Raw genomic sequence first — 25,205 nt, 5'->3', positions numbered from 1 at the left:
GCGTCAGTGCCGCACTCGCTCGCTCAGCCGCTCGGCGGCCTGGACGACGAGTGCGGCCAGCGCGGGCAGCGTGTCGACGTGCTCCTCGGCGAAGGTCAGCGTGAACGACCCCAGCGGCAGGCCGTTGTCGTCGACCGCGGCGGCCGAGACCGAGGCCAGGTCGGGCATGATCCAGCCCTGCTCGAAGGCGTAGCCGTCGCGTCGTACGGTCGTCAGGGCGCGGCGCAGCTCGGTCGGCGACTGCGGCCCGAGCCCGCGCCGGGTGAAGAACGCCTCCTTCGACGGGAACAGCGCCCGTACCTGCGGCACCGGGAGCCGGGCCAGCAGGGCGAGTCCGCTGGCGGTGAGGTGGGCGGGCAGCCGCACGCCCACCTCGCTGATCAGCACCGGCCGCCCGGGCGCCCGCTCCTCGATCAGGTAGACCACGTGGCTGCCGTGCAGGATCGTGAAGTGCCCGTTGTGGCCGGCCTCGTCGACGAGCCGGTTGATGATCGGCTGGGCGATCCGGCGCAACGGCGCCTGGCGCTGGTACGCCGAACCGAGCTCGTGCGCGGCGATCCCCAGTCCGTAGCGGCGGCGCTCCACGTGGTGGCGCACGTAGCCGTGCTCGATGAGCACGTCGAGCAGGTAGTACGTCGTCGACCGGGCCAGCCCCAGCTCCCGGGCGATGTGGCTGGCCGAGACCGGCTCGACGCTCCCCGAGATCACCCGCAGCACGTCGAGCGCCTGGGCCGCGGCGGGCGCACGTCGCTCCATGGCCTGCATCCTTCCAGTCCCCCACACCCCGTCTCACCAGGAGAATCCCCATGAGCAGCACCCACCGCTACACCGTCGCCGTGATCGGCGGGACCGGCCCGCAGGGCAAGGGCCTGGGCTACCGCTTCGCCCGCCACGGCCACGACATCGTGCTCGGCTCCCGGGCCGCCGAGAAGGCCGAGACCGTCGCCGCCGAGGTCAGCGAGCGGCTCACCGGCCTGCCCGGTGCCGGGACCGCCCGCGGCGCGGCCAACGCCGACGCCATCGCCGCCGCGGACGTCGTCCTGCTCGCGGTGCCCTACGACGGCCACGACGACCTCGTCACCTCCCTGGCCGAGGCGCTCGCGGGCAAGACCGTGATCTCGTGCGTGAACCCGCTGGCCTTCGACAAGCGCGGCGCGCACGGTCAGGTCATCGACGCCGGCGAGGGCTCCGCCGCGGAGTCCGCGGCCCGCATCGCACCCGAGGCCACCGTGGTCGGCGCCTTCCACAACGTCGCCGCCCCCGCCCTGTGGGGCGCCGATGACTTCCTCGACGAGGACGTCATCGTCGTCGGCGACTCCGTCGAGGGCAAGCAGGTCGCGATCGACCTGGCCGCCTCGGTCACCGGCCGCCCCGGGATCGACGGCGGCAAGCTGCGCCTGGCGCGGGTGCTGGAGCCGTTCACCGCGGTCCTGATCTCGATCAACCGCAAGTACAAGACGCACTCCGGCATCCGGGTCACCGGCCTCGACGCGCCGCACTGACCGGCTCGCCCTCCCCGCGGTTTCCGTGGGTATCGCCGTTCGAAGGGCGGTGTGACCCTGAGGAGGCCAGCACAGGCTGGCCCGGCGAAAGGACTCGGACATGCGCTCTGCCCCCAGCGTCCCTCTCGGGATCGCCCTCAGCCGATTGCTCGCCCTCGCGGCCGCGCTCCTGGTCGTCGTGGGCCTCTCGCTCGCGACGACCTCGCCGGCTCGGGCTGCTCCTCCAGCACCAGCCGCCGCAGCGGCCCCGGCCGGCGCGGCACTCGCCGGCTGGGCGCCGAACGGGTGCACCTCGCCGTTCGGGAGCTCTCCGTCAGGAGTGAGCTTCAAGGCGGCGTGCGACCGCCACGACGGCTGCTACCACTTCCACGCGTCCAGCCAGGCAGGCTGCGACGAGCAGTTCTACACCGACATGAAGAAGGCTTGCGGGCCGTTGAACCTGTGGTGCCAGTCGTGGGCCTTCGCCTACTACCGCGCGGTCCGCACCTACGGGTGGCCGTTCTACGCCTGCCGGTGCGACCCGAAGCCGCCGTTCTTCGCTCCCTGAGCCCTGAGCCCGGACGACGGCCCGGTCAGGCCGTACCCTCCTCCTCGACCGGGTCCGGCAGCGTCCAGCGCTCGCCGCGCCGCGGGTGGATGAAGCCCAGGTAGTAGACGAGACCCAGCACCATCGTGGTCAGGCTGATCGCGAGCTGCGAGGGCGTGTCCCGGGCGACCTGGACGCACACGTAGACCATCCCGGCGATGAGGAGCAGCGGCGGCAGCGGCCACCACGGCATCCGGTAGCCGCGCGAGCGGGCGAGCCCCGGGCGGCGCAGCCGCAGGGCGCTCGTGCCGACCACGAGGTAGACGACGGCCACGGACGCACCGGTCGCCGTGATCAGCCACGACAGCGGGATGAGCGCCGCGGCCAGGGCGGCGACGCCGCCGACGAGCAGGGTCGCGTTGACCGGCGACTTGAAGCGCGGGTGGATCCGGCCCAGGACATCGTCGACCGGGCCCGGCCAGGAGCGGTCGCGCGCCGAGGCGTAGACCAGGCGGGCGATCTGGATGATGATCGCGATCACCGCGTTGACGATGGCCAGGGCGATGCCGACGCTAATCACGACGTTGAGGGCCGAGCCGCCCCGCTCGAGGAGGAAGTAGTTCATCGGGGCGTCGCTGGCGAGCAGGGCCTCCATGCTGGGCGCACCGACGACGACGGCGGCGAGCGGCACGATCTCGACGAGCGCCGTCACGGCGAGCGCGACCAGGATGACCCGGCCGATCGTGCGGTTGGCGTCCTTGGTCTCCTCGACGTAGTAGACGGCGGCGCCGTAGCCGTTGAACGCGAAGAGCGCCACCGGCAGCAGCGCGACGACCGCGGCGACGCCGACGCCTTCGAGGCCGTGCGCACCCATGGTCTGGGCGGAGAAGAAGGTGGCGATGCCGCGCTCGGGGTGCAGGAACCCGAGCACCGCCAGGACGATGAGCGCGAGCACCTCGGTGGCGAGGAAGAGACCGGTGACCCAGGCGTTGGTGCGGATGTCGAGCGCCGCCACCGCGGTCGTCACGACGATCACGGCGACCCCGACCCAGCTGCCGCTGAGCCCGGACCACGCGGCCCCGAGGTAGTCGCCGGTGCCGAGCGCGATCACCGCGATGATGAGGATCCCGCTGACCAGCGTGAGCAGGAAGGTCGCGAAGCCCGCGGGGCGCCCGAGCAGCCGGGCGGCCCAGGTGTACTCGCCCCCGGTCACCGGGTACGTCGCCGACAGCTCGGCGTAGCAGACCCCGACCAGGACGGCCGCGACCGCGGCCAGCGCCAGGGTGAGCACCGAGGCACCGCCCACGCCCAGCAGGATCGCCGGGACGATGATGAAGACGCTCGACGCCGGGGTCACCGAGGACAGCGTGATCATGATGTTCTCGCGCATCGTCAGCGACCGTGCGAGCTGCTGCTCGTAGCGGGCCGGACCCTCCGGAGACGGGTTGTCCTCGATCATTCCGGCGGCGGGAGTTTCGTGCGGGTCGAGCTCGGCCATGGGAACCCCTTTCTTTGACTCCCGATCAAAGAACTGCTTGGATTCCCGTGTCAACGCTCGTTTGTACCCTGACAAAACTTTGACTGTCCGTCAGGAGAGGCGGGAGGAGCAGCGGGAGTGGCACGCTTCAAGGACCAGGAGCGGCGGCGCGACGAGATCGTGGCGGCGACCCTCCAGGTGCTGCGCGAGTCCGGTTCGGCGGCCCTGCGGCTGCGCGACGTGGCGGCCCGGGCCGGCGTCTCGACCGGCACCGTGCACTACTACTTCGACGACGTCCAGGGGCTGCTCGCCGAGGTGCACGCCCGCGCCCGCAAGCGCTTCTACGACGACCGGCTCTCCCGGCTCACCCAGCTCCCCGACGCCCGGGACAAGCTGGTCGCCGCCATCCGCGGCGGGCTGCCCACCTCGACCGACGACGACCTCGTCGCCGCGCTCTACCACCTCGACGGCCAGATGAGGTTCCGCGAGCCCAACTCCGAGCTCTACACCGCGCTCTACGACACCCAGGTCGCGATCTACGTCGGCATCCTCGAGGTCGGCGTGGCCCAGGGCCACTTCGAGCTCGCCGCCGACCCGACCGACCTGGCCCAGAACCTGGTCGCCCTCGAGGACGCCTACGGCGAGCACATCGTCGTCGGCGTCCGCTCCCTGCACTACGAGCGCGTGGTCGAGCTGCTCTGCGGCTACGCCCGGCTCGCGACCCGCTGCGCCGACATCGTCCCCGACCGGGAGGTCCCCCATGCCCCGTGACGCCCACCGCCCCCGTGCCCGCGACCTCGTCGACCTGCCCGGCGAGCCGGGCCCGCACAACGCGATCACCGACGTGCCCGGCGTGACCGTCGGCGTCGAGACCCTCGTCCAGGGGGACGACGTCCGGACCGGCGTCACCGCGATCCTGCCCCGCGGCCGCGAGGGCGTCGGCGAGCCGTGCGCGGCCGGCTGGTACTCCCTCAACGGCAACGGCGAGCTCACCGGCACCACCTGGATCGAGGAGTCCGGCGCCCTCACGATGCCCGTCACCCTGTCCAACACCCACGCCGTCGGCGCCTGCCACACCGGCGTCGTCGCGTGGGTCAACGAGGTCCACCCCCGGCTCGCCGCGGCGTGGCTGCTCCCGGTCTGCGGCGAGACCTGGGACGGCTACCTCAACGACATCAACGGTGGCCACGTCCGGCCCGAGCACGCCCGCGCGGCGCTCGACGCCGCCACCGGCGGTCCGGTCCCCGAGGGCTCGGTCGGCGGCGGCACCGGCATGAACTGCTACGCCTTCAAGGGCGGGACGGGCACCGCCTCGCGCCGGGTCCGGTTCGGCGAGGCCACCTACACGGTCGGCGCGCTGGTCCAGGCCAACTTCGGCTCCCGCGAGGAGCTCGTCGTGGCCGGCGTACCGGTCGGGCGCAGCCTGCGCGACGACAACCCGATGGAGACCACCCCCTGGTTCGAGCGCGACCTCGGCGCCGGCGGCGACCGGGTGCCGGCCGGCGCCGGCTCGGTGATCGTCGTCGTGGCGACCGACGCCCCGCTGCTCCCCCACCAGTGCAAGGCGCTCGCCCGGCGGGTCCCGCTCGGCCTCGCCCGCACCGGTACGGCGGGCGGGCACTTCTCCGGCGACATCTTCCTGGCCTTCTCGACCGCGCCCGCCCCCGGGCTGCGCAGCACGATGTCCCCCACGCCGACCGAGCTCGCCACCCAGCAGCTCGTGCCGTGGGGCGCGATCGACCCGTTCCTCACCGCCGTCGTCGAGGCCGTCGAGGAGTCGGTCCTCAACGCGCTGGTCGTCAACGACGAGATGGTCGGCCGCGCCGGTCACCGCACGCCGGCGCTGCCCCACGACGCGCTGCGCCGCTGAGCCCGGCCGAGTCCCAGCCGGGCCCTAGTCGAGCCCGCGGACGACGTCGCGCAGGGCCTCCTCGGGATCGACCCCCGCCGCCCGCGCCTCGGCGACCAGCGCGAGCAGGCGCTCCCCGATGCCCGGACCGGCGTCCGGGAGCGCGGAGCCGGCGCGCTCGCGGCGGGCGAGCGCCTTGTCGGCGTAGAGCAGGGCCGGCAGTCCCGACGGGAGCGGGGACGCCATGGCGCCCGGCTTCTCGGCGGCCTTCATCCGCTGCCAGAGGGCGTCGACCTCCGCCGCGCTGAGCCCCTCGGTACCGGCGTCGGCGTCGGCGCCTCCCTCGGCGGCGCCGAAGACGTGGGGGTTGCGCCGGCGCATCTTGGCGGTGATCCCGCGCGCGACGTCGTCGAGGTCGAACTCGCCGCGCTCCTCGGCGATCGCCGCGTGGAAGACCACCTGGAGCAGGACGTCGCCGAGCTCCTCGGCCAGGTGGGACCAGTCGCCCGAGAGCTCACCGGCGTCGATCGCGTCGACCGTCTCGTAGGTCTCCTCGAGCAGGTAGCGCACCAGCGAGCGGTGGGTCTGCTCCTGCTTCCACGGGCACTCCGCGCGCAGCCGCCGCATCACCGCGACGAGCTCGGCGACGGCGCCCTCGGGCGCCTCGCCCATGCTCAGCCCCCGACGGGAGCGGCCGGGACGGGCGCCGCCTTGCCGCAGACCTGACCGGCGGGCAGCTTCGCGACCTGCTCGGGGGTGAGCTCGGCGGTCTTGTCGGCCGCGCGCGCCTCGCCGCTGACCGGGATCGAGAGGGGGTCGCCGCTGAAGGAGACCGTGCGGTCGTCGTACTGGCCGAAGACGGGGTTGAGCACGACGTGCTCGTCGTCGAGCCACGCGGTGACCGCCTCGACGCCGCGGTTGGCCGCCGCGTCGCCGGTCAGCTGCTGGCCGGACTCGGCCAGGGCGAGCTTGCTGCCGAGCTCGGCCACCGGCTCGGCCAGCCGGAGGCTGATCCAGGTCAGCCAGGCGAACGAGTCGAAGTTGTCGTCGTTGATCGTGCCGAGCCGGCCCCAGGCCTGGTCGACCGCGACCCGGTCGATCTCGCCCTGCGGCAGCGCCACGCCGTGCTCGGCGCCGAGCACGTCGACGGCGACGGCCTGGGTCCAGCCGGTGACGAACTGGGCCCGGACGAGCGCGGTCGACATCGCCGGGGCCTCCGGGTTGGCGGCCCGCAGCGCGCAGAAGTCGGCGACGGCCCGGTCGACCTTGTCGAGCTGGAGCGTCTGGCCGTCGACCTCGGCGGCCAGGCCCGGCTTCGCGGCGTTGTCGGTGATGCCGCACCCGGCGGTCAGCAGGGCTGCGGCGACCGCGGCCACGACGGGGACGAGCAAGGGACGACGACGCACAGGGGACTCCTACTCCAGGCTGTTGAGCACGCTACTCCGTGGGGTCGATGACCGAGTCGATCACCAGCCGCGCCCATTCAAGCAGGGCCACGCCCTCGATGGGGGTTCCCGTACGCCCCGGGATGCCCGGACGCGGCACCAGGATCGACTCGAGCTGGTGCTTGACGATCGACTTCGGGTAGAGCCGGTTGAGCCGGATCGTGCGCGACTCCGGCAGCACCACCGGGTGGAAGCGGACGTTCTTGCCGACCGAGGTGATCTCCTTGATCCCGGCCTTGCGGGCCCGGGCCCGGAAGCGCGCCACGAGCAGCAGCGCCGCGACCTGCTGGGGCGGCTCGCCGTAGCGGTCCTCGAGCTCGGCGATGATCTCGTCGACGTCGGCGTCGGTACGGACCTCGGCCAGGCGCTTGTAGATCTCGAGCCGCAGCCGCTCGCTCGGGATGTAGTCGTGGGGCAGGTGCGCCTCGACCGGCAGCTCGATGCGGACCTCCTCGAGCTGCTCCGGAGCGCCGCCGTCGTCGCGGAAGTCGCGCACCGCCTCGCCGACCAGGCGGACGTAGAGGTCGAAGCCGACGTCGGCGATGTGTCCGGACTGCTCGCCGCCGAGCAGGTTGCCGGCGCCGCGGATCTCGAGGTCCTTCATCGCGATCGCCATCCCGCCGCCGAGGTCGGAGTGCTGGGCGAGCGTCGCGAGACGCTCGTGCGCGGTCTCGGTGAGCGGCTTCTCGGTCGGGTAGAGGAAGTAGGCGTAGGCCCGCTCGCGCGAGCGACCCACCCGGCCGCGCAGCTGGTGGAGCTGGGAGAGGCCGAGCGTGTCGGAGCGCTCGATGATCATCGTGTTGGCGTTGGAGACGTCGATGCCGGACTCGACGATGGTCGTGCAGACCAGGACGTCGAAGTTCTTCTCCCAGAAGTCGACCATCACCTGCTCGAGCTGGTGCTCCCCCATCTGGCCGTGCGCCGTGGCGACCCGGGCCTCGGGGACCAGCTCGCGGATCTTGGCCGCGGCCTTCTCGATCGAGCTCACCCGGTTGTGGATGTAGAAGACCTGACCGTCGCGGAGCAGCTCGCGTCGTACGGCGGCGACGACCTGGCGGTCCTCGTAGCCGCCGACGTAGGTCAGCACCGGGTGCCGCTCCTCGGGCGGGGTGGTGATCGTCGACATCTCGCGGATGCCGGTGATCGCCATCTCGAGCGTGCGCGGGATCGGCGTGGCGGACATGGAGAGGACGTCGACCGAGGTGCGCAGCCGCTTCATCGCCTCCTTGTGCTCGACACCGAAGCGCTGCTCCTCGTCGACGATGATCAGCCCGAGGTCCTTGAACCGGGTCTCGGCGTTGAAGAGCCGGTGGGTGCCGACCACGACGTCGACCGTGCCGTCGGCGAGACCGGCGACGGTCTCGGCGGCCTCCTTGTCGGTCTGGAACCGGCTCAGCGGCTTGAGGTTGACCGGGAAGCCGCTCATCCGCTCGCTGAACGTCGCGAGGTGCTGGTTGACCAGGAGCGTCGTCGGCACCAGGACGGCGACCTGCTTGCCGTCCTGGACCGCCTTGAACGCCGCCCGGACGGCGATCTCGGTCTTGCCGTAGCCGACGTCGCCGCAGATGAGGCGGTCCATGGGCACGGTGCGCTCCATGTCGGCCTTGACCTCGTCGACCGTGGTCAGCTGGTCGGGCGTCTCGTGGAACGGGAAGGCGTCCTCGAGCTCGCGCTGCCACGGGCTGTCGGGGCCGAAGGCGTGGCCCTGGGTGGCCTGGCGGGCGGCGTAGAGCTTGATCAGCTCGGCCGCGATCTCGCGGACGGCCTTGCGGGCCTTGTTCTTGCGCTTGGTCCAGTCGCCGCCGCCGAGCCGGTCGAGGCTGGGCTGCTCGCCACCGACGTAGCGGGTGACCTGGTCGAGGGTGTCGGCCGGGACGAACAGCCGGTCGGCCGGGCCGCCGCGCTTGGAGGGGCCGTACTCGAGGACGAGGTACTCGCGCACCGCGCCCTGGACCTCGCGCTGCTTCATCTCGACGAAGCGGCCGACCCCGTGCTGCTCGTGGACGACGTAGTCGCCGGCCTTGAGCTCGAGCGGGTCGATCTGGCGCTTGCGGCGCACCGGCATCGCGCCCTTGTCGCGGGTCGAGGCCTTGGCGCCGACGATGTCCTCGCCGGTGAGGACGGCGAGCCCGCGCTCGGCGTCGAGGAGACCGTGGCCCAGGTTGCCGCAGGTGATGGTGACGACCGCCGGGTCGAGCTCGTGGCCGGCCGGCAGGTCCTCGACGAGCCGGGCCGGGACGTCGCGCTCGGCGAGCGCCTCGACCATCCGCTGGGCCGGTCCGTGGCCGACGTGGACGACGACCACGCGGGTGCCTTCGGCACGCCACCGGGCGATGTCGGTGAACGCCTTGTCGACCTCGCCGCGGTAGGTCGGCGCGGGCTGCGCGACGCTCGGGGTCTCGTCGTCGAGGCCGAACGGGCTGAACGTCCACCAGCTCTGGCCGCGCTCGCGCGCGTGGGTGCGGACGTCGCCCAGCGCGTGGTACGACGCCGCCTGCAGGTCGATGGGCGCCTGCCCACCGCTCGCGGCGGTCGCCCAGGACGCGGCGAGGAACTCCTCGCTCGTCGCGACCAGGTCGTGCGCCCGGGCCCGGGCCCGCTCGGGGTCGAGCACGAGGACGCGGGTGTCGTCGGGCATGAGGTCGACGAGCAGCTCGAGGTCGTCGACGAGCGCCGGGATGAGCGCCTCCATGCCCTCGACCGCGATGCCCTGGGCGAGCTTGTCGGTGATCTCGAGCAGCTGGGGGTGGGTCCGGCCGAGCTCGGCGGCCCGCTCCCGGACGGCGTCGGTCAGCAGCAGCTCGCGGCACGGCGGCGCCCAGAGCCGCTCGACCTTCTCGATGGTGCGCTGGTCGGCCACGGCGAACGTACGGATCTCGTCGACGTCGTCGCCGAAGAACTCCACGCGCAGCGGGTGCTCCTCGGTCGGCGGGAAGACGTCGACGATGCCACCGCGCACCGCGAACTCGCCGCGCTTCTCGACCAGGTCGACCCGGGTGTAGGCCGCGCCCACGAGCCCCGCGACGACGTCGTCGATGTCGGCGCTGTCGCCGGTCGCCAGCTCGACGGGGATCAGGTCACCCAGACCCTTGACCTGGGGCTGCAGCATGCTGCGCACCGGCGCCACGACCACCTGGACCGGTCCGGTCGCGGCATCGGTCCCCGGGTGGCAGAGCCGGCGCAGGACGGCGAGCCGGCGCCCGACCGTGTCGCTGCGCGGGCTGAGCCGCTCGTGCGGCAGCGTCTCCCAGCTCGGGTAGTAGGCGATGCTCGTCGGGTCGAGCAGGTCGCCCAGCTCGGCGACCAGCTGCTCGGCCTCGCGCGTGGTCGCGGTGACCACGAGGACCGGCCGCGCGGAGCGGGCCAGGCCCGCGACCAGGAACGGGCGCAGCGCCTCGGGACCGGTGAGCTCACCGGTCGGCTGGGCGTCCCCGGAGGCCGCCGCGAGCGCGGCGGACAGGGTCGGGTCGGCGAGGACGGCGTCGGCGAGGCCGGCGAGGCTCACGGGGCACACCTTCGGGTCGAGGAACACGACGAGCGCCCCCGGTCAGTCGGGGACCGGGGGTACGCGCCCAGCCTACGGCGTACCTCCGACAGCGCCTCCCCCGAGCGTCGCCCCGTAGGCCGTGGCCCAGCCCGAGAACTCGCAGGCCAGGTGCCAGCGGTGCTCGGTGATCATCCAGCGCGGCAGCGCCGCCGGGAACGCGACGGCCAGCTCGGCCCGGAACCCGCCCCCCGGCTCGTCGCGCAGCTGGTGGCGCACCCCGCCGATCCGGTCCCCGCCCTCGGCCCGCGCCCAGCCCGCGAGGCGGACCGGCAGGAGCGGGTCCTCGGCGACGGGCAGGCCGGCGTGGTCGGCGTAGTCGATGACGAAGCGGGCCGCGAGGACGGCGCCGCCGGTCACCTCGACGACCTCCTGCAGCCCGGGACGCAGGTCGCGGATCAGGTAGTGGTCGGGGCAGGCGACCAGCAGCGCCCGCTCGTCCCCGACGGTTCCGCGCGCGGTGAACCAGTCGGCGAAGCCCTGGGCACTCCCCCACGGCGCCACGACCGCGGCCCGGCTGACCGCCCAGGTGCCGAGCCGGGCGGCGACCCGGCCGGCCGGGGTCGACAGCGCCAGGTCCGGCGCCAGGAGCCGGCGCAGGCGCGCCGCCCCCATCTCCAGCTTGACCGCGGCGAGCAGCTCCCGGTCCCGGTCGAGGGTGGAGGTGTCCCGGGCCGGGCGGCGCAGCAGCGCGTCGAGGTCGGCCAGCAGCGCGGTCGGCAGGTGGTTGCTCAGCCGCTGCGCGGCGACCCGCACCCGGCGCGCCTCCCACTGCCGCACGGCCGCGCGCGGCACCACCCGCCCTCCGACGTACGCCGTGGGCGCGGGCGCGCCCAGCCGCCCCGGCGCCGCCGCGGCCGGGGCGACGACGCCCAGGCTCGCGGCGAGGGCCGGCACGGTGGTCAGCAAGGTCCGTCGCGTCACCATGGATCCTCCTTAAAGCAACCATTGTTGCATTAAGAGTGGGACGCGCACTCCCGGACGTCAAGGGCGTGCGCCAGACTGACGCCGTGAGCCAGGTACGACGACGCCCGGGCGGACGCTCCGCCGAGGTGGGAGCGCGGGTGCGCGAGGCGACGCTCGCGCTGCTGGCCGAGCAGGGCTACGAGGCGCTCCAGCTGAGCGAGGTCGCCGTCCGCGCCGGGGTGAACAAGGCGACCGTCTACCGCCGCTGGGCGACGAAGCCGCGCCTGGTCGCCGCCCTGGTGACCGACCTGGCCGACGAGCGGGTGCCGACGCCCGACACCGGCACGCTGTGCGGCGACCTGGCCGCGATGCTCGCCGCGGTGACCGCGCTGCTGGAGGACCGGGCGGTGCGCGCGGTGCTCCGCGCGGTGGTCACGCTGGCCGACGACGACACCGAGGTCGACGACCTGCGGCGCTCCTTCTGGGATGCCCAGCTGGCCGACGCCGCGGTCGTCGTGACCCGCGCCGTGGCACGTGACGAGCTGCCCGTGGGCACCGAGCCGCGGCTGTTCCTCGAGCGGGTCTTCGGCCCGGTCTACTTCCGGATGCTGCTCGGCGGACGGGGGCTGACGCCCGCCGAGCTCGACGTGCTCAGCCGAACCGGCCGTTGACGTAGTCGTAGGTCCGCGAGTCCTGCGGGCTCTGGAACATGGCGGTCGTGTCGCCGTGCTCGACGATCAGGCCGGGCTGGCCCTGCGAGGCGAGGAAGAACGCGCACTGGTCCGAGACCCGCGCCGCCTGCTGCATGTTGTGGGTGACGATCACGATCGTCACCTCCTGGGCCAGCTCGAGCATGGTCTCCTCGATCACCCGGGTCGAGGTCGGGTCGAGGGCCGAGCAGGGCTCGTCCATGAGCAGGACGCGCGGACGGATCGCGAGCGAGCGGGCGATGCAGAGGCGCTGCTGCTGGCCGCCGGAGAGGCCGCCGCCGGGCGCGTCGAGGCGGTCCTTGACCTCGTTCCACAGCCCGCCCTTGGTCAGGCAGGACTCGACGAGCGCGTCCTTGTCGGGACGGCGCATGCGGGTGCCGGTGAGCTTGAGGCCGGCCAGCACGTTCTCCCGGATCGACATCGCCGGGAACGGGTTGGGCTTCTGGAACACCATGCCGATCGAGCGGCGGGCGTCGATGAGGCGCTTGCCCGGGTCGTAGATGTCCTCGCCGTCGAGCAGCACCTCGCCGGCCAGCTTGGCCGAGGGCACCAGCTCGTGCATCCGGTTGAGGATGCGCAGGAAGGTGGACTTGCCGCAGCCGGAGGGGCCGATCAGTGCGGTGATGCCGCCGGCGGGCATGGTCAGCGAGACCCGGTCGAGCACCTTGTGGTCGCCGAACCAGGCGGTGATGTCGCGCGCCTCGATCTCGGCGAGGCGCTCGGGGAGGCCGGCGTCGACCGAGGTCGCCGGGCCGAGCCGCGGTACGTCGGTCGCGGGAACCGCCGGCGCCGCGGGCCCCGGCGGCGCGAGCGGCGCGGGCGGGGGCGGCGGCAGGGGCGCCTGGACGGCCGGGATGGTGACGGTCTCGGCGTCGGCGGGAGGGGTGCTCATCGGTGGTTCCTTCGGAGAACGGAGGAGACCCGGGTGGCCGTCGTCGACGACCACCCGGGCCCCTCACAGGGACTGCTGCGTTATGCCGCGATCACTTCTGCTTGATCGTGAACGCGAGGCTCGAGGCCGGCGCGAGGGCGTCGCCGCCCCAGCTCGCGACGAGCTTGTTCTTGCCCTTCTTGAGCTTCTTGAGGGTGATGGTCGCCTTGCCGTTGACCACGGTGCCCGAGCCGACGACCTTGCTGCCGACCTTGACGGTGACCTTGCCGGTGGCCTTGGTGCTGGTGCCGGCGAGCGTGACGACGACGGTGCCCTTGGCCTTCTTGCCCTTCTTGACCGACGCCGGGAAGGTCTCGGTCAGCTTGGCCGAGGTCTTCGCGGTGACCGTGACGGCACCCTCGGAGGCCTGGAACACGGTGCCGACCGTGGGGGCGTACAGCGCCAGGTAGCGGTGCGCGCCCGGGGTGACGTTGCTCAGGTTGAGCGTGGCGGTACCGCCGATGACCGGGACGTCGGCGGCGACGACGGTGCCGCCCTCGCTGAACGTCACGGTGCCGGTGGGCGTCTTCGAGCCGGTGATCTTCGCCTTGACGGTGACCTTGCGGGCCGCCGTGCTGGTGCCGGTCACCGACGAGCTGGTGACGATCGGCAGCGCCGGGGCGCTGGTGGTGAAGTTCGTGGTCGGGGCCGAGGTGGGCTCACCGCACACGCCGCTCTTGTCGGGGCGGGCGAGCTGGTCGAAGCCGGCCTGCTTGATGAGCTGCTCGGCCTGCTCGGAGCAGAGGAAGCCGTCGGAGCCGAAGACCGAGGTGACCTTGGCGTTGGCCACGTCGGCGCCGCGGACGACGTTGTAGAGCGCGCGCTGCTTGGAGAAGCCGCCCTCGACCCGCAGGGTGTTGCCCAGCAGGCCGGCCCGGCCCACCGAGAACGGCGCGATGGCGTTGGCGTTGCTCTTGATCTGGGTGTCGTCGTGCTCCTGGACCCGCACCACGGTGCCGGCCAGCGCGACCGCCGTACCGCCGTTGGCGGCCTTGAGCTGGTCGAGGAAGAAGCTCAGCGTGCCCGAGCCGTCCTGCGGCAGCATCGGGACGATGTCGGCCGTCGAGGTGCCGCCCGGGACCTGGTTCCACTTGGTGTAGGTGCCGTTGTAGATCTTGACCAGGTCCTCGACCGCGATCGTCGCCGGCGCGTTCGAGGTGACCAGGCCGGAGACCGCGGTCTTGAGCGTGTCGACGGCGAACGGGATCTGCTTGAGGCCGGCGTCGGACTCGGCGGTGTTGAGGGACGACGACGCCCGGGCGAAGTCGATCTCGGGGGCGTTGTTGGCGCCGTAGAGGCGGCCCTTGCCGGCACCCGAGCCGTTGGGGCGCACGATGGTCGCGCCGCCCGGCAGGTTGAGGTCGCCGCCGCTGGTCGCGGCGTAGGTCGCGACCTTGAAGCCGGGCGCGGGGGTCTGGTTGTTCCAGGTCTCGGCCAGCAGCTTGAGCGCGTGCTGGCTGGTGTCCGAGCCGGCGCCGATCAGGTCGCCGGAGACCGGGGTGAACGTGGTGTCGTCGGGGTCGGCGGTGTAGGCCGCGTGAGCCGGCGCGTTGCCGGCGATGACCGAGGCGGTCGCGAGAGTCGCAACGAGGACTCCCCCGAGCGTCTTGCGTGCAGACATCAACTTCCTCTTCTCTGGATCTTCTTCTCGGGTTGGGGTGAAACGCATGGGTTCGGCCGGTCAGATCAGGTTCGGGAGCAGCCGCATGGCGGTGTCCGTGACGAGCCAGGACATCGCGAGCAGCGGAGCGACCGCGACGACCCACACCTGGCCGCGGGTCCACCGCTGCCGGGCGAGAATGGTGGCGACGACGAGCACGATCAGCAGGGCGAGCCAGAGCGTGAGCAGGGGCAGCGCCGAGGTACCGGACTTCATCGCCTCCTCGGACTCCGGCACGACCGGCGAGAACCCGCCGGGCGAGGGGAAGCCCTGGGCGGCCTCGGCGTCGACGTACACGGTGTCGCCGGGCATCAGGTTGCCGAGCCGGCCCTGGCCGTCGGCGGTGACGAGGGTCAGCCGGGCGGCACCCTCGGGGCGGGGCTGCGGGAGCCGGTCGCCGTCGCGCCGTACGGCGATCACGCGGAAGGTGATCTCGCCCTGGGCCATCGTCACCTTGACCAGGTCGCCGACCCCGAGGTCCGCGAGGTGCCGGAAGGGCGCACCGTAGGTCGTCGAGCGGCCGTAGACCGTGGAGGCGCCCACCTGACCGGGCAGCACCGTGTCGCGGCGGTGGCCGGGGCCGGCGAACAGGTCACCGGCAGCGGTCCCCTCGACGACGACCTCGTCGACGCCCAGGGCCGGGATCGACATCATCGCGACGGGAGCACCCGGCTCGATGGTCGGCCCGACCGGCGCCGTGGCCGCGGCCAGCTGCTGGCGCAGCTCACCGCGCAGCAGGGACTGCGCCCGGTCGTGGGAGATCGTGCCGAAGAGCAGCAGGTGCACGACCAGCCACAGGCAGATCAGCGCGATGACGGTGAGCGCGCTGCTCACCACCAGGCCGGACTCCTTGGGCGGCGGCGGAGGCGGCGGCGTACGTCGCCGGCGGCCGGTCTCCTCGGCGACGGCCGTGGTCATCGGGCCGTCCTGCGGTAGAGCGCCATCAGCCGGGTGACGAGCGAGGCGACCGCGGCGACCAGGCCGATGATGAGCAGCGCCGGCAGCATCGACAGCGCCGTCGTGGAGCTCGCGGCCTCGGTCTGGGCGGTGACCACGTCACCGTCCGCCGGCGGCTCGGCCCCCGGCGCGCCCTTGCCGGCGCCGTCCGTCTCGGGCGTGTCCCCCGGCGAGCCGGACGACGAGTCGGGAACCTTGTCGGTGCCGCCGCCCGGGCCCTTGTCGCCGACGGCCTTCTGCGCCTCGATCGCGGTGGCCGCGTCCTGGGCCGCACGCCACAGCGCCGCGGTGGCGCCGGTCTTGCGCAGCGGCAGGTAGCCCTCGGGGAGCTCGCCGTTGCCGCGGCCGATCCGCTGGCCCTCGGTGGTCGCGATCCGGATGAACGAGCCGACCGTCTTGGCCTCGCTCTTGTCCATGCCGTGGGTGCGGGCCACCGTGTAGACGACCTGGGTGCCCGGGTAGGCACCCTTGGCCGCGACGAGCGCCTTCTGCGACATCACGAACGGGCCGAGCTTGTCGCCCTTCTTCTGGCGCGCGACGCCGACGGCCTTGGCCAGCGAGGTCCCGGTGGGCGCCACGTAGCTGTTGCCGTTGGTGCGCAGCGCCGCCGAGCGCAGGCCGAACCGGTCGGCGTCGCCGAGGCTGACGAGACCGAGCATGAAGCGGGCGCCGTAGGACTGGCGCTCGACGCGACCGACCTTCCAGCCCGTCACCGAGGACAGGTCGCCCTCGCAGCGGGTCTGCACGTTGGGCCAGGAGTCGATGAGCGCGTCCGCGACCTTGCGCAGCGTGGTGACCGGCGCGGCGATCTGGCTGAGGTAGACGCCCGGGTTGGCGTTGCGGCACGGGTCGGAGGTCTTGGGCTCGAAGGTGTCGAGCAGCGGCCACTCCGCGGCCGGGATGCTGATCCCCTTGTACGACGGGTTGACCTTCATCCCCCAGGGGTCGGCCTTGCCGGCCAGGAAGGCCGTGGCGTCGGCGTCCTGGGCGAGGTACTCCGTGAGCTGGCCGATGATGTCGGAGGAGTTCGACAGCGACAGCAGCGTCGCGCCTGCCTCGGTCGCGCGCTGGCTCAGGCCCGGGTTGAGCTTGATGAACTCCGGGTCGGCCTGGATGCTCCAGGGATTCTTCTCCATGCCCTCGTGCCCGGCCCCCAGCGAGGATCCCGCATAGCTCTGGCTGAGCAGCTTGGCGATGAGCCGGGCGTTGAGCTTGAGGTTGGTCGCCTCGCCGGCGTTGTCGGGCCGGTCGACGACGTACCCGATCGAGAAGCCGGTCACCGCGGTCGGCGCGTAGCCGACCGGGTCGGGCCCGTTGGCCTCGTGCGGTGCCGAGACGAACGCGGCCGGCGACTCACCGGTCTGCATGAGGTTCCAGCCGGTCTGGTCGGGCATCTGGTTGAGCTGGAACTTGAAGCGCTTCTTGTCCAGGCAGTACGCCGGCGCCCACTGCAGCGCGGCCTGGGCCATCAGCTCGGAGCCGGAGAAGCCGACCGGGGCGCGGGGGTCGAGCACGTCGCACGCACCCGGCGGGAGGCCGAAGGAGATCGGGATCGAGACCCGGTTGCGCCAGTTGGACGGCGACCACCACAGGCTCGGGGCCACCGCGGCGTCGACGCCGTCACGGGCGAAGTTGCTGCTGCCCGACGGGAACACGCCGAACTTGCGGCAGGCCTTGTCGAGCGGGGTCATCGTGCCGTCCGCGGGAGCGCCGCAGCTGAGCCCGGTGATCGGGATGACGACGATCGAGCAGGCCACGCCGCGCTTGCAGCCCAGCGACTCGTTCTCGGTCGAGGAGCGGACCTCGAAGTCGACCGAGCCGTTGCCGTCCTCGTCGGTGAAGGCGGCGATCTCCGAGGGCGGGAACGCCGCGCCCACGGCCGCCTCGGGCGGCATGGAGCTCGCATCGCACCCGTAGTAGGTCTTGCCGGCACCGGTGACGAACGGCGTCACGTGGGTCATCAGGCCGTCCTGCACCGCGTTCTTGCAGATGTCGGCCGGGATCTTGTCGACGCCCGAGAGCTGCTCCTTGTCGGCCGCCGTGGCGTAGCGGTCGGCGGTCCAGAGCGCGCTGTTGGGCGACTCGGCGATCTGCGAGCGCTGGCCGTAGGTCGAGGTCCAGCAGGTCTCGGGCCGCAGGCGCTTGGCGGCGGGCAGGGCCGGGTCGTCGGTGCCGCGGCACTGCATGACGACGACGGGGTACTCCTGGAACATGCCGTTCTCGCCGAACGGGTTGCTCGCCCGGCCGCCGCTCGGCGGCGCGCCGCTCCAGCTGACGTTGACCCGCTCCCGGCCGCGCAGGTCGGTGGTGTGGTCGGCGGAGACGGTGAAGTCGTAGCTGCCGCGGGTGACCGGCGTCCCCTGGGCGTCGTCGACGAAGGTGCGGTCGACGGTCTTGGTGGTGCGGAAGCCGTCCTTGGCCGGGGCCGCGGACGCCGCGGTCGCGGCCGTCGTCGTCCGGGCAGGGACGGCGTCGGCGGTCTGGGCGAGCGCCGGGCCGCCGCCCGGGGTGAGCAGGGCGAGCGAGAGCACGCCGGCGACGGCGGCTCCGACGAGGGTGCTGCGGCGGCGGTTCATGCACGGCTCCTGGCCTGGCGGCGGCGGCGCAGCACGGTGCTGGTCACGCCGGGGATGAGGACGAGCACGACCAGCTGGAGCACGGCGAGCACGCCGAAGGGGCGCTGGTCGCCGGTGCGGTCCGCGACCAGGGTCGGGTTGGCGTACACCGCCTCGTTGCCGCCCCCGGTGCCGCCGTCGGTGGCGGTGTCCGGGCCGCCGGCCGGCGCCCCTGTCTCGGGATCGACCTTGCCGGGCTCGCCCGAGGGGCCGGTCCCGCCGTCGCCGGAGCCGGCGTCGGGGGTCTTGCCGTCGGTGGAGGGCTTGTTGGTGCCGGTCTCGGTGCCGCACGGCCCGGCGCCCTGCTTGTCGCAGGCGGCCGGCTGGGGCGCCTTGTCGGCGAGCACATTGTGGTTCTCGTTCTTGCCGTCGAACGTCGGGTTGTTGCAGCTGCGGACGTCGCGGTTGGTCAGGTTGACGTTGCTGTCGGCCTTCTTGAGCTTGGCGACCTGGGCGAAGCCCGCCTTGACCAGGTTGAGCGTCAGCGGCGAGTAGCCGTACTTGCCGGCGCTCGTCTGGCCCGTGCACAGCGAGTAGTAGATGAAGTCGGCGAGCGTCTGGCGCTTCGAGGTCGTCATCCGGCTGTCGTTCGCGGCCGTCGGGATGATCATGTAGGAGTACGACGAGATCGGGTACGCGCGCGGGTCCGCGTTGACGTAGACGCCCCGCAGGTCCTGGGTCAGCGTCGTCGGGTTGATCTTGGCCTTGGTCAGCGCGACCGCGGTGTTGTACTGCGTCGGCTCCACGAAGAAGCCCGACTTGTTGAGCACCTTGACCACGGGGTAGTTCGCGTTGACCGGGTAGGAGTACTCGACGTACCCGATCGAGCCGTTGCCCGCGAAGCCCTTGACCGTGTTCATCACCTGGTCCGAGCCGGACTGCGCGGTCATCCGCGAGCCGCTCTTGACCGGGAAGTACGACGTGAGGCCCGAGCGCCCGAAGTAGCCGCGCCAGATGCTCGGGTACTGGCTGTCCATCCAGGTCGTGAACTGGGCCGTCGTACCGGAGCCGTCGGAGCGGACCACCGGCGTGATCGGCAGCGACGGGAACTTGCGGCCGTTGTTGTCCTTGGCGATCGCCGCGTCGTCCCAGTTGGTGATCTGGCCGGTGAAGATCTTGGCGATGGTCTCGCCGGACAGCCGCAGGTTGCGCACCTGCTGGTTGCCGATCTTGAGCTGGTAGGTGAAGGCGGTGCCACCGGCGACGATCGGCAGGTAGGCGTAGGGCCGGTCGGACTTGTCGGCGTTCCCCTTCTCGTCGACGCCCTGGTAGGGGATCTCGGAGATGGCGAAGTCGTTGGTGCTCTGGGCGAAGTCCTTGCGGCCCTTGCTCGAGCCGCCACCGGTGTAGACGACCTTCATGCCGTTGGCGTCGACGTCGGCGATCCACTTCTGGACGATCAGCTCCGACCAGGTCGAGCCGGTGCCCTCGATCGTCGTGTACGGCGCCGCGCGGCCCACCGCGCCCTGGGCGGTCGCGGTGCCCACCCAGCCCAGCAGCAGGGCCGCGCCGGCGAGGAGGGCGACGAGTGATCGGCGGACGGGGGCGCTCATGCGGGTTCTCCGTTGCGGGTGGTGCGGGTGCGGGCGGGTCGCAGGCGGCCGAGGCGGCTGCGCAGCGACGGGCGGTTCTTGTACTTGCGCGGGCGGGCGACGAGGCGGGCGAGCACGAAGAGCGCCAGCACGAGCGTCATCAGCACCACCGCGGCGCCGAAGGCGCGGCCGATCGAGTGCGGCTCGCCGCTGCGGACCTGGGTGTAGATGAAGAGCGGGAGCGAGTTCATCGCGCCGTCGAACGGGTTGCCCTGGACGAAGTTCGCCGCACCCGAGGTGAGCAGCACCGGGCTGGTCTCGCCGACGCCGCGGGCGACGCCGAGGATCACGGCGGTGGCCAGGCCGGGACGGGCCGTGGGCAGCACGACGTTCCAGGTGGTGCGCCACCGGCTGGCGCCGAGCGCGAGGCTGGCCTCGCGCAGGTTGCCGGGCACCACGCGCAGGACGACGTCCGCGGCGCGGGCGATGATCGGCAGCATCATCACGCCGAGCGCGAGGCCCGCGGCCAGGCCCGAGCGCGGGACGCCGAGGGTGAGGATGACCGTGGTGTAGATGAACAGGCCGGCCACGATCGAGGGCAGCGCGGTCATCGCCTCGACGACGGTCCGCACGATGCGGGCGAAGCGGCCGCCGACCTCGGTCATGAACACCGCGGTGCCCACGCCGAGCGGCAGCGCGACGGCCAGGCCGATGCCGAGCTGGATGCCGGTGCCGATGATCGCGTGGAGCACGCCGCCCTGGCTGAACGGCGCCTTGGGCTCGACTCCGGCCATGTCGTCGGTGAAGAAGTTGAGGTGGGTCAGCGGGCGCCAGCCGCGCACGAAGACGAACACGACGGCCGAGATCAGCGCGGCACCGACGACGACCGCTCCCGCGGTCACGACGATGCCCGCGACCCGGTCGCGCACCTCGACGAAGGTGGTGCTCATCGAGGAGAGCAGGCCGGTCATGAAGATGCCGGCCACGAGCAGCACGATGAGGAACCAGGCCAGCCCGCCCAGGGGCAGGAAGCGCTGGGTGATCAGCCAGGCCATGCCCAGCGCGGCGACCCAGGCGCCGCCGCGGGCGAACAGCTCGTCGGCGTTGGGCGCGCCGATCGCGCGGCGCGGGACCGGCGGCGGGGCGTCGTCGTCCTGGTCCCGGTCGCGGGTGGGCAGGAAGGTCCGCGGCTCCGTGGGCGCCTCCGGGCCGTCGGCGCGGCCGTCGAGGTCGTCGGGGCGGGTCTCGATGGCGGTCATGCGTCGGCGTCCGCTCCGGAACGGCTGCGGTTCACGATGACCGCGGCGAAGGTGTTGACGGCGAGCGTGATCAGGAAGAGCACGAAGCCGGCGGCGAGCAGGGCCGAGAGCTGGGCCGGGGTGGCGTCACCGAACTGGACGGCGATGAGCGCGCTGACCGAGTTGGCGCCGGTCTCGAGCACGTTCCACTTGATCTCGAAGGCCGGCGAGATGATGAGGACGACGGCGATGGTCTCGCCGAGCGCGCGGCCCAGGCCGAGCATCGTGCCGCCGATGATGCCGCCGCGGCCGAAGGGCAGCACGACGGAGCGGATGACGCCCCACTTGGTGGCGCCGAGCGCGAGCGCCGCCTCCCGCTCCCCCGGCGGGGTCTGCGAGAAGACCTGGCGCATCACCGCGCACGCCATCGGCAGCACCATCATGGCGACCGCGATGCCGGCGCAGAACGCGCTGGAGACGTAGCGGCTGGTGTCCCAGACCGGGCTGTCCGGGTCGGTACCGCGGATCTTGAAGAACGGCACCCAGCCGAAGTGCCGCTGCAACCACCAGGCGAGCTCGGCGGCGTGCGGCATCATCAGGAAGAAGCCCCACAGGCCGTAGACGATCGACGGGATCGCCGCCATCAGGTCGACCGCCGAGACCAGCAGCCCCTTGATCTTCGCGGGGGCGTACTCGCTGATGTAGAGCGCGCTCAGCAGTGCCAGTGGGAAGGCGAAGAACATCGCGACCAGCGCGATCGACACCGTGCCGACGAGGACGCCGGCGATGCCGATGATGTCGGCCTCGGGCTGCCAGCGCTGCTCGGTGAGGAACGAGAACCCGTAGCGGCGCAGGGTCGGCACGGCCTGCCAGGCCAGGAAGACGCCGACGCCACCGGTGATCACGAGCACCGACGCACCGATCGCGCGAGCGACGTTCACGAAGATCGCGTCGCTGCCGGTGGGCCTGCGCGAGATCCGCCGCGGCTGCGCTTCCGGCGCGCTGGGGTCGGCTAGGGGCAGGCTCGTCACACGTCGTCCTCGATCGTGGCCACCCGAGCAGGCCTCTGACGGCAACGCGGAACTGCGCTGCCACCGGGAACGTTGACGGTGGTTCTCGACCAGTGGGGGTGACGACGGTGAACGGAACGGGAACGAACGGGCCGACTTTGCTGAAATCAACAGCCCCCGCCGGAGCTGAGGGTTTCAGGCCGTGGGATCGGTCACCCGGCCGACGAAGAGAGGCGTGCCGTGCGCCACGTCGTGCACCACGAAGAGGAACGGACGGTCGACCACGAAGGGCTCGGTGAGGGGCGCGCTGGTCTCGGTCATCACGACCGCGGTGGCCGCCGCGGCCTCCGTTCCCTCCTCGTCCACCGCGACGAACGCCTGGTGCAGCACCTCGCTGACCACCAGGTCGAGGTCCTCCTCGGTCATCGGCGTGAAGTCGGCGCCGTCGCCGAAGGCGGCCGGCATCCCCAGCCCGATGAGGACCTCGCGCAGCGGCGCGGCGGTCCGGAAGGTCCACCGCGGCAGGGTCAGGTCGACCCCCGTCGTCTCACCACTCCCTCCGGCCGGGGTGAACGCGGCGAGGCCACCGGACGCCACCTGGTGCTCGACGCCGGCCAGGCCGCCGGGCTCGTCCGGGAGCACGATCGTCATCGCGAGCCGGCGCCCGGCGTACGGGACGGCGACGGCACGCCAGCCCGTCCCGCTGGTGAGCCGCGCGGCGAGGTCGGGGACCCGCATGAGGTCGGCCTGGACGACGCTGCCGTCGCCCCGGCGGAAGGCACCGCGCGCGGTGAGCGTCTTCTCGAACGGCGACTCCCACGGCGCCTTGAGGTAGATCGCGTTGACGAGCACGAGCCGGGTCGCCGGGTCCAGGACGCCCTCGGGGACGAGGTCGACGATCCGGTCGGCGGTCTGCTCCTCGACCCAGTCGTTGATCAGGCGCCGGGACTGCTCGGTGTGCTCGACGAAGTCGACGGCGCGCACCGGGGCGCCGTACTCCTTGGCGAGGAGGTCGACGAACTCCCGCTCCCAGGCCACCCCCTTCTGCCCGAACAGCTGGTCGGCCGTCGCGAGCGCCAGCTCGGCGGTCGATCCGTCCAGCCGCTTCTGCTCCCCCGCGAGCCCCTCGAGCGACCGGGTCAGCGCGTTGACCCCCTGGTGCCAGCGCTCCCCCAGGTCACCGACGCCGAGCACCTCGCGCATCTCGGTCGCGGTCCGGCCCGCGGCTCCGGTGAGCGTCATGCCGAGCGCGACGAGGACCGAGGACGGGGACAGGACGAGGTTGTCGCCGCGGTGCTCGCGGGCCAGGGCGTCGTACAGGCGGCCGGCGAAGGTGTGCAGGCCGGCGACGACGTCCGGGACGAGAGCGGGGTCGCCGGCGGCGCGGCGGACGCCGGAGGAGACGAGCTCGATCACGTCGTCGCCGCCCGGAGCGGTCGGCTCGGCCTGCGGCTCGCCGCCGTCGCTGCCGCTGCCGCTGCAGGCGGTCAGGAAGGAGGCGCCGAGGGCGGCGAGGCCGAGCTGGACGGTGGTACGGCGGTCGAGCGCGAGGGACATGCCCGTCCGACGTACCGGCGGGGCGCCGGGTTCCCCCAGCCCCGTCAGGTCAGGAGGTCGGCGGCCCGACCACGAGCGCGAGACCGGTCAGCGCCGCGACGGCCACCAGACCCACCCCGAGCCCGCGCAGCGGGTTGACCAGCAGCCACGCCACGACCCGGTCGGGCAGCGAGCGGCTCGCGCCGGCCGGCAGCCGCCACGTCTCGCCGAGCCAGCCCTTGCGGATCGCCCACCACTCCAGCGGCAGCGTCGCCAGCGGCGGCACCGCGGCGACGAGCGCGAGCAGTCCGCGACCGGCCGACCAGCGGCGGTCGACCCAGACCACGACGGTCGTGACGACGTACGCCACGAAGACGACGCCGTGCAGCATGCCGAAGATCCGCACCCCGACCTCGGTGGTCTCGGTGCCGTACTTGAGGAACATGCCGACCAGCAGACCCGTCCAGGTGATCGCCTCGGCGATCGCGACGGTGCGGAACAGGCGGGTGGGGGTGGTCACGGCTTCGAGAGTACCGAGACGAACCGCCGGACGCGGCGTCGCGTTGGTCACAAGACGATCGCCCGGGGGTCGATCCGTCCGGCCTCCCAGAGCACTCCGTCGCCGTCGAGCACCCAGGTCGGGAGCGCAGACCGGTCCGCCACCCGTCCAGCTATCCGGACCACCAGGTCGACCCAGCGGCACTCGAAGGGGCACGCGACCACGGTCGGCCCGCCGGGGAGCGCGATGTCGTACTCCCACTCGGTGCCTGCCGGGGCGCGCTCGAACAGGGTCAGGAGGCGGCCCTCCGGGTCGGCCAGCTGGACCACGGCACCGTCGGAGTCCTGGCCCTTCACGGCGCCGAGGCCGAGGAGAACGGCCTCAGCACGCTGGTAGAGGCCCGCGTCGCCGGCGACGAAGAACCCGCCCTTCACCGGGCGCCTAGGACCCGAAGCGGCGCTCGCGCTGCGCGTAGGCCCGGATCGCGCGCAGGAAGTCGACTCGGCGGAAGTCGGGCCAGTAGGCCTCGCAGAAGTAGAACTCCGACTTGGCGCTCTGCCACAGCAGGAAGCCGCCGAGCCGCTGCTCCCCCGACGTCCGGATGACGAGGTCGGGGTCGGGCTGGCCCTTGGTGTAGAGGTGCTCCTCGATGTGCTCGATGTCGATCTGCTGGGCGAGCATCTCGAGCGGGGTACCGAGGGCGGCGTGCTCGGTGAGCAGGGAGCGGACGGCGTCCGCGATCTCGCGGCGCCCGCCGTAGGCGACGGCGACGTTGACGATCATGCCGTCGACGTCGGCGGTGGCCTCGGCGGCGGCCTTGAGGCGCTTGGCGGTCTCGTCGGGGAGCAGGTCGAGGGCGCCGACGGGGTGCAGGCGCCAGCGACGCTGGTCGGCGAGGGAGTCGACGGCGTCGGCGATGATCTCGAGCAGGGGCTCGAGCTCGCGGGCGGGGCGGTTGAGGTTGTCGGTGGAGAGCAGCCACAGGGTGACCACCTCGATGCCGACCTCGTCGCACCAGCCCAGGAGCGGCTCGATGTTGGCCGCGCCGGCCTGGTGGCCGTGCGCGGTGTCCCGGCCGACCGCCTTGGCCCAGCGTCGGTTGCCGTCGAGCATGACGCCGATGTGCTTGGGCAGGTTCCCGGGCATCCTGCGAAGCATGCGTGCCTCGTAGGCGGGGTAGAGCACCTTGCGCACACCGCGCTTCCAATCCGCCACGAGTCGATCGTAGGACACATCGGCCGTGCGGCACGGATGATCGGGCAGGGCAC

At 72.6% G+C, this 25,205-nt stretch carries 22 protein-coding genes; 5 read left to right on the top strand and 17 right to left on the bottom strand.

Features of this window, described 5'->3' with window-relative positions; all coding sequences use genetic code 11:
- Positions 1–3: 3 nt before the first annotated feature.
- Positions 4–756 carry an IclR family transcriptional regulator gene (locus tag M0M48_RS02030; RefSeq protein ID WP_257754192.1) on the bottom strand — a complete coding sequence of 251 codons (753 nt, stop codon included), beginning with the start codon at positions 754–756 and terminating at the stop codon, positions 4–6.
- A gap of 50 nt (positions 757–806) precedes the next feature.
- On the opposite strand from M0M48_RS02030, the gene npdG reads away from it, so the two are divergent.
- Positions 807–1,502 (top strand): NADPH-dependent F420 reductase, encoded by a 696-nt coding sequence (gene npdG, locus M0M48_RS02025; RefSeq protein WP_257754191.1) that lies wholly within the window; start codon positions 807–809, stop codon positions 1,500–1,502.
- Between the two features lie 100 nt (positions 1,503–1,602).
- Positions 1,603–2,049: a phospholipase gene (locus M0M48_RS02020; RefSeq protein WP_257754190.1), complete on the top strand. Its 447-nt coding sequence runs from the start codon at positions 1,603–1,605 to the stop codon at positions 2,047–2,049.
- Between the two features lie 25 nt (positions 2,050–2,074).
- Here the strand turns inward: M0M48_RS02020 and M0M48_RS02015 are convergent, their stop codons facing one another.
- The gene (locus M0M48_RS02015; protein ID WP_257754189.1) at positions 2,075–3,526 is read right to left on the bottom strand and encodes an APC family permease; all 1,452 of its coding nucleotides are present in this window, start codon (positions 3,524–3,526) and stop codon (positions 2,075–2,077) included.
- Positions 3,527–3,643: 117 nt separating this feature from the next.
- Between M0M48_RS02015 and M0M48_RS02010 the strand changes: the two genes are divergently transcribed.
- Positions 3,644–4,276 (top strand): TetR/AcrR family transcriptional regulator, encoded by a 633-nt coding sequence (locus M0M48_RS02010; protein WP_215816476.1) that lies wholly within the window; start codon positions 3,644–3,646, stop codon positions 4,274–4,276.
- Positions 4,266–5,375, top strand: a complete 1,110-nt coding sequence (locus M0M48_RS02005; protein WP_257754188.1) for a DmpA family aminopeptidase — start codon at positions 4,266–4,268, stop codon at positions 5,373–5,375. The genes M0M48_RS02010 and M0M48_RS02005 overlap by 11 nt, the downstream gene beginning before the upstream one ends.
- 24 nt (positions 5,376–5,399) lie before the next feature.
- On the opposite strand, the gene M0M48_RS02000 is transcribed toward M0M48_RS02005, so the two are convergent.
- The 4 genes from M0M48_RS02000 to M0M48_RS01985 all read right to left on the bottom strand — a co-directional run bounded on the left by M0M48_RS02000 (position 5,400) and on the right by M0M48_RS01985 (position 11,270).
- The gene (locus tag M0M48_RS02000; protein WP_257754187.1) at positions 5,400–6,026 is read right to left on the bottom strand and encodes a MazG nucleotide pyrophosphohydrolase domain-containing protein; all 627 of its coding nucleotides are present in this window, start codon (positions 6,024–6,026) and stop codon (positions 5,400–5,402) included.
- A 2-nt stretch (positions 6,027–6,028) separates the two neighbouring features.
- Positions 6,029–6,760, bottom strand: a complete 732-nt coding sequence (locus tag M0M48_RS01995) for a hypothetical protein (protein WP_215816479.1) — start codon at positions 6,758–6,760, stop codon at positions 6,029–6,031.
- A gap of 31 nt (positions 6,761–6,791) precedes the next feature.
- The gene (gene mfd / locus M0M48_RS01990) at positions 6,792–10,304 is read right to left on the bottom strand and encodes a transcription-repair coupling factor (protein WP_257754186.1); all 3,513 of its coding nucleotides are present in this window, start codon (positions 10,302–10,304) and stop codon (positions 6,792–6,794) included.
- A 72-nt stretch (positions 10,305–10,376) separates the two neighbouring features.
- On the bottom strand, positions 10,377–11,270 hold the full coding sequence (locus M0M48_RS01985; protein WP_257754185.1) for a hypothetical protein: 894 nt from the start codon (positions 11,268–11,270) through the stop codon (positions 10,377–10,379).
- A gap of 65 nt (positions 11,271–11,335) precedes the next feature.
- Between M0M48_RS01985 and M0M48_RS01980 the strand changes: the two genes are divergently transcribed.
- Positions 11,336–11,920, top strand: coding sequence for a TetR/AcrR family transcriptional regulator (locus M0M48_RS01980; RefSeq protein ID WP_257754184.1), 585 nt, complete (start codon positions 11,336–11,338; stop codon positions 11,918–11,920).
- On the opposite strand, the gene M0M48_RS01975 is transcribed toward M0M48_RS01980, so the two are convergent.
- The 11 genes from M0M48_RS01975 to M0M48_RS01925 all read right to left on the bottom strand — a co-directional run bounded on the left by M0M48_RS01975 (position 11,901) and on the right by M0M48_RS01925 (position 25,152).
- Positions 11,901–12,851, bottom strand: coding sequence for a phosphate ABC transporter ATP-binding protein (locus M0M48_RS01975; protein WP_252373720.1), 951 nt, complete (start codon positions 12,849–12,851; stop codon positions 11,901–11,903). The two genes, M0M48_RS01980 and M0M48_RS01975, sit on opposite strands and share 20 nt — an antisense overlap.
- A gap of 91 nt (positions 12,852–12,942) precedes the next feature.
- Entirely contained in the window at positions 12,943–14,511 is a 1,569-nt protein-coding gene (locus tag M0M48_RS01970; RefSeq protein WP_257754183.1) for a substrate-binding domain-containing protein, read from the bottom strand.
- Positions 14,512–14,571: 60 nt separating this feature from the next.
- Positions 14,572–15,468 carry a sortase gene (locus M0M48_RS01965; RefSeq protein ID WP_215816484.1) on the bottom strand — a complete coding sequence of 299 codons (897 nt, stop codon included), beginning with the start codon at positions 15,466–15,468 and terminating at the stop codon, positions 14,572–14,574.
- Entirely contained in the window at positions 15,465–18,083 is a 2,619-nt protein-coding gene (locus M0M48_RS01960) for a hypothetical protein (protein ID WP_257754182.1), read from the bottom strand. The genes M0M48_RS01965 and M0M48_RS01960 overlap by 4 nt, the downstream gene beginning before the upstream one ends.
- Positions 18,080–19,675 (bottom strand): phosphate ABC transporter substrate-binding protein PstS, encoded by a 1,596-nt coding sequence (locus tag M0M48_RS01955; RefSeq protein ID WP_215816486.1) that lies wholly within the window; start codon positions 19,673–19,675, stop codon positions 18,080–18,082. Before M0M48_RS01955 ends, M0M48_RS01960 begins: the two co-directional genes overlap by 4 nt.
- Positions 19,672–20,913 carry a phosphate ABC transporter permease PstA gene (pstA, locus tag M0M48_RS01950; RefSeq protein ID WP_257754181.1) on the bottom strand — a complete coding sequence of 414 codons (1,242 nt, stop codon included), beginning with the start codon at positions 20,911–20,913 and terminating at the stop codon, positions 19,672–19,674. The genes M0M48_RS01955 and pstA overlap by 4 nt, the downstream gene beginning before the upstream one ends.
- Entirely contained in the window at positions 20,910–21,923 is a 1,014-nt protein-coding gene (gene pstC, locus M0M48_RS01945; protein ID WP_257754180.1) for a phosphate ABC transporter permease subunit PstC, read from the bottom strand. The genes pstA and pstC overlap by 4 nt, the downstream gene beginning before the upstream one ends.
- Positions 21,924–22,097: 174 nt before the next feature.
- Positions 22,098–23,459 carry a serpin family protein gene (locus M0M48_RS01940; RefSeq protein WP_257754179.1) on the bottom strand — a complete coding sequence of 454 codons (1,362 nt, stop codon included), beginning with the start codon at positions 23,457–23,459 and terminating at the stop codon, positions 22,098–22,100.
- Positions 23,460–23,508: 49 nt separating this feature from the next.
- Complete coding sequence (locus M0M48_RS01935) at positions 23,509–23,958, bottom strand: DUF3817 domain-containing protein (RefSeq protein ID WP_257754178.1); 450 nt, start codon at positions 23,956–23,958, stop codon at positions 23,509–23,511.
- 47 nt (positions 23,959–24,005) lie between these two features.
- Positions 24,006–24,371, bottom strand: coding sequence for a hypothetical protein (locus M0M48_RS01930; RefSeq protein ID WP_257754177.1), 366 nt, complete (start codon positions 24,369–24,371; stop codon positions 24,006–24,008).
- Between the two features lie 7 nt (positions 24,372–24,378).
- Positions 24,379–25,152, bottom strand: coding sequence for an isoprenyl transferase (locus M0M48_RS01925; RefSeq protein ID WP_215816490.1), 774 nt, complete (start codon positions 25,150–25,152; stop codon positions 24,379–24,381).
- Between the last annotated feature and the right edge of the window lie 53 nt (positions 25,153–25,205).

Source organism: Pimelobacter simplex (genome assembly GCF_024662235.1).
Lineage (GTDB): Bacteria > Actinomycetota > Actinomycetes > Propionibacteriales > Nocardioidaceae > Nocardioides.
Note: the sequence above shows the minus strand (reverse complement) of the source record. Positions and strands in the feature narration are given on the sequence as shown.